Below are 8,307 nucleotides of genomic sequence, written 5' to 3'. Positions count from 1 at the left end.
CCGGTCCGCTACGCGTGCGGGCCCTCAGGGCCTCAGGGCCTCAGGGCCTCAGGGCCTCAGGCAAAGATCACGCAGGAGGCCGCAGGTGCCTCCAGGGAGCCGTTCGGGCTCGGGATGCCGGTCTCCGGGTCCACGGTGAACCAGCTGATGTCGCCGGACCGCTCATTGGCCGCGTACAGGCGTCGCCCGGTGGGGTCGAGCGCGAGGTCGCGCGGCCAGTGCCCGCCACAGCTCACCGTCGTGACCAGGGACGCCTTCTCGCCGGTGGCGTCGAGGGCGAGCACGGAGATGCTGTCGTACCCGCGACTGGCCACCCAGAGGAACCGGCCGTCGTGCGAGACGACGAGCTCCGACGGATAGCTGGCCGCGACCCCTTCCCCGGTCGCCTGCGCGGGCAGCACAGGCGTCTCGACGAGCGGTTCCAGAACCCCGCGGGCGGCGCCCCACCGGCACACCGTGACCGTCGGTTCGAGCTCGTTCAGCACATAGGCGTGAGCGCCCCCGGGGTGGAAGGCGAGATGGCGCGGGCCGGTGCCGGGCCGCAGCAGCGCCTCACCGTGCAGGCGCAGCTCCCCGGTGTCCGGGTCGAGGGCGCAGATCCGTACCGAGTCGGTGCCGAGGTCGACGCTCAGCACCCATTTCCCCGAAGGGTCGGGGAGGACCTGGTGCGCGTGCGGGCCCTCCTGACGACCGGCGTCCGGCCCGCTCCCCTCGTGCTTGAGCACGCCGGCGACGGGGCCCAGCGAGCCGTCCGCGAGCACGGGCAGCACGCTGACGCTGCCTGAGCCGTAGTTGGCGGTGATCAGCCGGCCGCCCGCGAGTGCGAGGTGTGTGGGGCCGTTGCCGTCCACCGGCCGCGCTTCGCCGAGCGGCTGCGGAACGTCGTGGCTGATGTCGAGGGCCGCGGCCGCACCCTGTTCGGTCTCGCTGACCGCGTACAGGACCGATCCGCCGGGGCCCCTGCCGCGGCCCAGCACGAGGTACGAGGGATCGGAAACGGCATCCGTCGCGCCGAGGACGGTCAGCGCCCCGGTCTCCTGGTCCACGGCGGCGACGGTGACTCCCCGCCCGCCCGCCGAGGTGAACGACCCGATGAATGCCCGTCCGACACCGTTGCTGCTGTCCACCGCGCTGCCCTTCTCCGTCGCCTGATCACGACAGTGAGGACCGTTGTGATCTTCCGCCGCGACGGTAGCAGTGCACCTTCATGGTCTGGATCAAGGGTGCGCAGTCAGGCCGCGGCGAGCGGTCCTCGCGGCGGGCTGTGCAGCGGCGCGGCCAGTTCGGCGAGCGCGCGCTCCAGGCCGTGCAGATGGACGAGGGCGGGTTCCGCCTCGGGGACGTGCGCGGGGAGGCCGGCGGCGAGCGGGGGACGGGTCGGCCGGCCCGGGGCCGTCAGCGCTTCGACCGCACTCTCGACGCGCCAGCAGGCGGCGGCGAGCCGGGCGTCGTGCGAGGCCTCCGGGTCCGCCGCGACAGAGGCCAGTCCGCGCACCTCGCGCGCACATGCGTCGAGCAGCGCGAGCACATGCCCGGCCCGGGCCCTGCGGGCACGCAGCGGGCTCAGCGGATGCACCAGCGGGGCGAGCGACAGCCGGACGCGCCCCAGCAGCGCCTCCAGCTCGGCGATCCGCGGCGCCGGGTCGGCGGTCGCCGAGCCGGAGAGCCGTGCGGCGGCCTCCTCGGTGCAGGCGTGCACACAGCGCAGGGCCCTCTGGACCCAGGCGTCGGTGGTGGCATGCGTGGTGACCGGCAGCACGAACAGCACCGCGAGCACCGCACCGAGCGCACCGACAGCCGTCTCACCGAGCCGCAGAGCCAGCAGGGCCGGGTCGAGCACGCCGAGCGCCCCGTAGAGCGCCCCGGCCATCACCGTCACGGAGAACATCATCCAGGTGTACGAGACCGCCGCGGTGTAGAAGATCCCGAACACCCCGATGGCCACGACAACGGCGGTGGCCACCGGAGCCCCGTGCAGCGGGACGACGGCGACGAGGCCGACCGGGATGCCGATGAGTGTTCCCAGGACCCGGCGGAAGCTGCGTACCAGGGTTTCGCCGCGCGAAGCCGTGTTGACGAAGACCCACCAGGTGGCGCCCACCGCCCAGTACCAGCGCTGGTCGGAGAGGAGCTGCCCCGCCATGAGCGCGACCGCCCCGCCGGTGGCCGCCTGGACCGCCTGCCGGGTGGTGACCCGGGCCAGGCCCGTTCCGCTCACCGGTGCGGGCACACCGGCCGGCGTCAGCCGGCGTTCGTAGCACCACAGCCCGAAGCGGACAGCTGACGAGGCGAGCAACGAGAGCGCGACCGCCGAGTACAGCTCGGGCAGCTGAGCGGGCAGCGTGTGCAGGAACTGCGTGCTGAAGAAGGCCATGAACGCGAACACGCCGAGGGAGTGTCCGCGTGGTCCCCAACGCCGGGCGTAGACGCCCACCCCCAGAACCGCGAGGAAGGCGACGTCGCGCGCCACCGGATGGGCGTGCAGCACCGCGGCGAGCGCGAGCACCGGAAAACCGACGGCGGGCAGCAGCGCGGTGGTGACGGCCTGGCCGCGGACCGTGGGATCCGCCACCGTGAACAGGGCGAGCAGTGCGGCCAGACCGCCGGTGACGGCGGCGACGAGCGAGTGGCCGGCGAGTCCGCAGACGGACACCGCGAGGCCGATGCCGAGGACGGCACGCCCGGCGCTGCGCAACCGCAGCCGTCCCGGGTCCCGGGCCACGAACGCTCTCTTCAGCACGAATGCTCCCCGCCTCTGCCGCCGGCTCTGGGTACCGGCACGAAAAAGGCGCCACGGAGGTCCGCAGCGCCATCGACAGGTACATCAGAGCACCCATCAACCCGTTGGCTCAAGTTGACTCTCAATTACTGGGCCAATGGCCCACTCAATTGCGCTCCTCGAGTACCAGAAGTCGGCCATCGGACCACCGGGCGCCGCCTTTACGACACACGTGCCCGACGCCGTACAGGAGCCACCGGGGGCACCGACGGGCCACCCCCGACAGTATGGACACGACAGGGTTGACATGGCTACGCTCACCCTTGGTCTAGACCGCAGAACTCTCCGGACATCACCCCACATCTCCAGGAGCTACGTATGCGCAGAAGGATCACTTCCTTACTGGCCGGGCTCGGCCTGGCCGGTGCGGCCCTGTTCGCCACCTCGGGCAGCGCCCAGAGCCACGGCTACACCGACTCCCCCATCAGCCGTCAGCAACTCTGCGGGCTGGGCACCGTCAAGCACTGCGGACAGATCCAGTGGGAGCCCCCGAGCGTCGAGGGCCCCAAGGGCTTCCCCACCCGCGGGCCGGCCGACGGCCACATCTGCTCGGGCGGCATCGACCGGTTCTCCGAGCTGGACGACCCGCGGGGCGGCGACTGGCCCGCCACCCAGGTCACCGCCGGTCAGAACTACACGTTCAACTGGCGGATCGAGGCCCGGCACGCCACGACCGACTTCCGGTACTACATCACCAAGGACGGCTACGACCCGGCCCAGCCGCTCACCAGGGCCGACCTGGAACCCCAGCCGTTCCTCACCGTGCCCTTCGGCGGCCGGCTGCCCGGCTCGACCGTGAGCCACTCGGGCGTACTGCCGCAGAAGTCCGGCAAGCATCTGATCCTCGGCGTCTGGACGATCTCCGACACCGAGAACGCCTTCTACGCCTGCTCCGACGTGCAGTTCTGACGTCCCGCCGCCGCCCCGCGACGCCCGCCCGGGCCGGTACGGGGCGACGGCCCGCCGGTGCGCCATTGGTACAGTCGCTGCCCCGATCGACGTACCAGGAAGAGGCTGGCGGACCATGGCGGTGGACGCGCTCGACACCCGCATCCTGCGGCTGCTCATCGAACAGCCGCACACCAGCGTGCGCGAGTACGCGCGGATCCTCTCCATCGCCCGGGGCACCCTCCAGGCCCGTATCGACCGGCTGGAACGGGACGGGGTGATCACCGGCAGCGGCCCGTTCCTCTCGCCCGCCGCGCTCGGTCACCCGGTGCTCGCCTTTGTGCACCTGGAGGTCACCCAGGGGCATCTCGACGACGTGGGCGAGGCGCTCGCCGCCGTGCCGGAGATCGTCGAGGCATTCTCGACCACCGGCGGCGGCGACCTGCTGACCCGGGTGGTGGCCCGGGACAACGGACATCTGGAGGACGTGATCCAACAGCTGATCCAGCTGCCGGGCGTGGTCAGGACCAGCACCGAAGTGGCCCTGCGCGAGCGGGTGCCGCACCGGCTGCTGCCACTGGTGGAATCGGTCGGCCGGGCGGCGACGGGTGGTCCGGGCTGAGCCGCGGCTGCGATCATGGCCGCCATGAACTCCTCACCCGCACACTCCCCTTCGGTCCTCTTCGACCTGGACGGCACACTCGTGGACAGCGAGCCGAACGCCTACGAGTCGGCGCGGCTGCTGCTCGAACGGCACGGAGTGGCGGACTTCACCTGGGAGCAGAACGCCCGCTTCCTCGGAATCGGCAACCGTGAGGCGCTGACCGTGCTGCGTGCCGAGTACGGCATCGAGGCCTGTGTCGACGAGCTGGTGGCGGGTCAGGACGCCATCTATCTGCAGCTGGCAGGGACCTCGACCGAAGCCTTCCCGCAGATGCGGGAGTTCGTGAAGCTGCTGCACACGCGGGGCGTCCCCATGGCCGTGGCGTCGGGTTCGTCGCCGGCCGCCATCGAGGCCGTACTGAAGAGCACCGGTCTCGATGCGTACCTCACCGAGTACGTGTCCGCCGAGGAGGTGGCGAACGGGAAGCCGGAACCGGATGTGTTCCTGGAGGCCGCCCGGCGCCTCGGCGTCACTCCGGCCGACTGTGTGGTGGTGGAGGACGCCGTGCCGGGTGCCGCCGCGGCCCGTGCGGCGGGCATGCGCTGCATCGCGGTCCCCTATGTCGAGGCGACGGCCGGCGATCCGGTGTTCACCGCGGCTGGGCTGCTCTTCCCCGGCGGGCAGGGCGAGTTCACCGCGGAGGTCGCGTACGGGTGGCTGTTTCCCGGTTCGGGGCCGACACCGCCCGGCGGTCGTCCGGAGGCCGCGCGCCGGATATCCTGATCTTGCTGCGTGTCCCCCACCCCGTCCTGTCCCCGATGAGGTCGCAGCGGCGGCAGTCGAAGCGGTCCTCGGCCCGAGACATTTCGAGATAGGTGTGCGCAGGTGCTGGTTGCTGGTCGGTACCGATTGATATCCGCCATCGGTCGTGGCGGGATGGGCGAGGTCTGGCGCGCCACGGACGAGGTCCTCGGCAGGTCCGTCGCCGTGAAGCTGCTGCTGGGGGAGCATGCCGACGAGTCGGCCACCGCTCGCTTCCGGCTGGAGGCGCAGACCGCCGCCCGGCTGAGCCATCCGCAGCTGGTGGCGGTGTTCGACTTCGGGTCCTGGGAGGACAGGCTCTTCCTCGTCATGGAGCTCGTCGAGGGCCGGAGCCTCGCCGATCTGCTGCTGTCCCAGGAACGGCTGGGACCGGAACAGGTCGCCCGCATCGCGGGTCAGGCGGCCGCCGGACTGGCCGCGGCCCACCGGCAGGGCATCGTCCACCGGGACATCAAGCCCGGAAACCTGATGCTGGACGCGGAGGGCGCCGTGAAGATCGGCGACTTCGGCATCGCCCAGTTCGTCGACGACCCCTCCGCCGCGCTGACCACCACAGGTCACATCGTCGGCACGAGCCTCTACCTCGCCCCGGAACGGGCCCTGGGCCGTACGGCCGACGCCGCTTCCGACATGTACTCCCTCGGCTGTGTCATCTACCAACTGCTACTCGGTCAGCCGCCGTTCCGCTCGGACACCCCGACCGCCACCCTCTACCAGCACGTGGACACTCCTCCGGTGCCGCTGCGGCAGCGCGGCGTCGACATGTCCGCCGCCTTCGACTCGTATCTGCTGGGTCTGCTCGCGAAACAGCCCGAGGACCGGCCGACGGCCCAGCAGGTCGCCGACTGGTTCCACAGCGAGGCCTGGCGGGGGCAGGCGGAGCCGCTGCCGATGTACCGGCCCGCTCCCCCGCGCGCGCCTGCGGCGTCCCGCTCGCCTGCGCCCGCACCGCCCTCCCCCGCCTCGCACCGCTCCGGGGAGGACTCCGGCGCCCCGACGACGTACCGGCTGCCGCAGACGGCGGGCCGGGGACGGCGCGCGGCGGGACGGTCCAGGAACGTCCGTCGGCGCAGCACACGCGAGGCGATAAGACGGCGCCCGCGCGTGGCCAGCGCCATCGCGGGCACCGTCGCCTTCATCGCCGCCGTGTACCTCGGCATGAGCCTGTTCTCCCCCGGTTCCAGCTCGGCCACCACCCCGGACGAGGGCACCACCACGAGCGGTTCCCGGTCACCCGTACCGGACGGGAGCCGGTAGGGCGACGTCTGGCTCCCGCCCGCTACCAGCGGTCGTGAACCGCCTTGCGGATCCTGCGGTCGTACAGGTCACGTACCGCGTCGAGCGTCGCCTGCGACAGCGGCTCCAGCCCAGCCGCCGCCGCGTTGGCACGGGCCTGCTCGACCGAACGCGCCCCGGGAATCACGCTGGTGACGCCGGGCTGCTGGATGATCCAGCGCAGCGCGGTCTGCGCCGGGGTAGCCCCCTGCGGAGCGAGTGCGGCGAATTCGGCTGCCGCGGCAACCCCGGTCGCGTACTCGATCCCGGAGAAGGTCTCGCCCTGGTCGAAGGCCTCTCCGTGCCGGTTGTACGTGCGGTGGTCCTCCGGGGCGAAGACGGTGTCCTCGGTGTACTTGCCCGAAAGCAGCCCCGAGGCGAGCGGCACACGCGCGACGATGCCGACCCCTGCGGCACGTGCGGCCGGAAGCACCTCGTCAAGCGGCTTCAGGCGGAACGGGTTGAGGATGATCTGGATACTCGCGACGCCGGGTCGGGCGATGGCCGCCAGCGCCTCGGCACACGTCTCGACACTCACCCCGTAGGCGGCGATCCGCTCCTCGGCGACCAGCGTGTCGAGGGCGTCGTACACCGCGTCCGAGGAGTAGACGGCGGTGGGCGGGCAGTGCAGTTGCACGAGGTCGAGGGTGTCGACGCCCAGGTTGGACCGCGAACGGTCGTTCCAAGCACGGAAGTTGTCCAGGACGTAGTTCTCCGGGACCTGTTCGGCGCGCCGCCCCATCTTCGTCGCGACGAGAATGCCGGCGTCCGGACGCTCCTTCAGATAGCGGCCGATGAGCTGTTCGCTGCGGCCGTCCCCGTACACGTCCGCGGTGTCGAAGAAGGTGACGCCGGACTCGACGGCCGCGTCGAGGACGCCGAAGGCATCGGCCTCCCGCACCTCGCCCCAGTCCCCGCCGAGCTGCCAGGTGCCCTGCCCTACGACCGATACGTTCCGTCCGGTCCTGCCCAGTTCGCGCTGCTCCATGAGGATCATGCTACGTCGGCGGCGCGGTGGGGTTCCGTGAGCCGTCGCAGCTCGTCCTCGGTGAGCCGCAGGGATGCCGCCGCCACGTTCTCGGCGAGGTGGTCCGGGTTGCCGGTGCCCGGGATGGCGAGCACGTGCGGTCCCTGCTGGAGTGTCCAGGCCAGCCGGACCTGCGCGGGTGTGGCCTCGTGGGCGCGGGCGACTTCCGACACCGCCGTATCCTCGGCGGCGACGGCGACGGCGGCCGCGGCCCCGGACTCACGGCCGTCGCCGGCGATGGCGTAGAACGGGACGAACGCGATGCCCTGCTCCCCGCAGATCCGCAGCACTTCGTCGGAGTCCGCGCGACGTGTGGCTATGCCGTACCGGTTCTGCACGCAGACGACCGGCGCGATGGGCAGAGCCTCGGCGATCTGTGCGGCCCCGACGTTGGAGAGCCCCAGGTGGCGGATGAGGCCCTCCTTGCGCAGCTCGGCCAGCGCACCGAAGCGGTCGGCGATCGAGGCGGTTCCGTTCATGCGCAGGTTCACCACGTCGAGGTGATCTCGGCCGAGCTGGCGGAGGTTCTCCTCGACCTGGCCGCGCAGGTCCTGGGGCCGGGCCCAGTCGAGCCAGTCGCCGGACGGCCCCCGGCCGGGGCCGACCTTGGTGGTGATGACCAGGTCGTCCGGGTAGGGGCCCAGCGCCCGGTTGATCAGCTCGTTGGACGAGCGCATCGGCGAGAAGTAGAAGGCGGCCGTGTCGATGTGATTCACCCCGAGGTCAACGGCCCTGCGCAGCACGGCGATGGCCCGGTCCCGGTCGTGCGGATGGCGTTCGTCGCTGAATGCCGCGCCGTTCTGGGTCAGACGCATGGTGCCGAAGCCCATCCGGTTGACGGTCAGGTCGCCCAGCCGCCAGGTACCGGCGGCCGTTGCGGTGGTTGTTCCCGAAGTCATGAGTGTGGTCCTT

At 71.6% G+C, this 8,307-nt stretch carries 8 protein-coding genes; 4 read left to right on the top strand and 4 right to left on the bottom strand.

Features of this window, described 5'->3' with window-relative positions; genetic code table 11:
• Positions 1-56: 56 nt before the first annotated feature.
• Both ACFVW8_RS28540 and ACFVW8_RS28535 read right to left on the bottom strand, forming a co-directional pair.
• The gene (locus ACFVW8_RS28540) at positions 57-1,127 is read right to left on the bottom strand and encodes a lactonase family protein (protein ID WP_389694916.1); all 1,071 of its coding nucleotides are present in this window, start codon (positions 1,125-1,127) and stop codon (positions 57-59) included.
• Positions 1,128-1,231: 104 nt separating this feature from the next.
• A complete protein-coding gene (locus tag ACFVW8_RS28535; RefSeq protein WP_389694914.1) occupies positions 1,232-2,740 on the bottom strand; it encodes an FUSC family protein in 1,509 nt (502 codons plus the stop codon).
• 357 nt (positions 2,741-3,097) lie between these two features.
• Between ACFVW8_RS28535 and ACFVW8_RS28530 the strand changes: the two genes are divergently transcribed.
• The 4 genes from ACFVW8_RS28530 (at position 3,098) to ACFVW8_RS28515 (ending at position 6,350) form a co-directional block, all read left to right on the top strand.
• Positions 3,098-3,688 carry a lytic polysaccharide monooxygenase gene (locus ACFVW8_RS28530; RefSeq protein ID WP_389694912.1) on the top strand — a complete coding sequence of 197 codons (591 nt, stop codon included), beginning with the start codon at positions 3,098-3,100 and terminating at the stop codon, positions 3,686-3,688.
• 115 nt (positions 3,689-3,803) lie between these two features.
• A complete protein-coding gene (locus tag ACFVW8_RS28525; protein ID WP_389694910.1) occupies positions 3,804-4,289 on the top strand; it encodes an Lrp/AsnC family transcriptional regulator in 486 nt (161 codons plus the stop codon).
• 24 nt (positions 4,290-4,313) lie between these two features.
• Positions 4,314-5,054, top strand: a complete 741-nt coding sequence (locus tag ACFVW8_RS28520; protein WP_389694908.1) for an HAD family hydrolase — start codon at positions 4,314-4,316, stop codon at positions 5,052-5,054.
• A gap of 102 nt (positions 5,055-5,156) precedes the next feature.
• Positions 5,157-6,350 (top strand): serine/threonine-protein kinase, encoded by a 1,194-nt coding sequence (locus tag ACFVW8_RS28515; protein WP_389694906.1) that lies wholly within the window; start codon positions 5,157-5,159, stop codon positions 6,348-6,350.
• Positions 6,351-6,372: 22 nt separating this feature from the next.
• On the opposite strand, the gene ACFVW8_RS28510 is transcribed toward ACFVW8_RS28515, so the two are convergent.
• Positions 6,373-7,365 carry an aldo/keto reductase gene (locus ACFVW8_RS28510; protein WP_389694904.1) on the bottom strand — a complete coding sequence of 331 codons (993 nt, stop codon included), beginning with the start codon at positions 7,363-7,365 and terminating at the stop codon, positions 6,373-6,375.
• Entirely contained in the window at positions 7,362-8,294 is a 933-nt protein-coding gene (locus ACFVW8_RS28505; RefSeq protein ID WP_389694902.1) for an oxidoreductase, read from the bottom strand. The genes ACFVW8_RS28510 and ACFVW8_RS28505 overlap by 4 nt, the downstream gene beginning before the upstream one ends.
• Between the last annotated feature and the right edge of the window lie 13 nt (positions 8,295-8,307).

Source organism: Streptomyces sp. NPDC058221 (genome assembly GCF_042882365.1).
Classification (GTDB): domain Bacteria; phylum Actinomycetota; class Actinomycetes; order Streptomycetales; family Streptomycetaceae; genus Streptomyces.
Note: the sequence above shows the minus strand (reverse complement) of the source record. Positions and strands in the feature narration are given on the sequence as shown.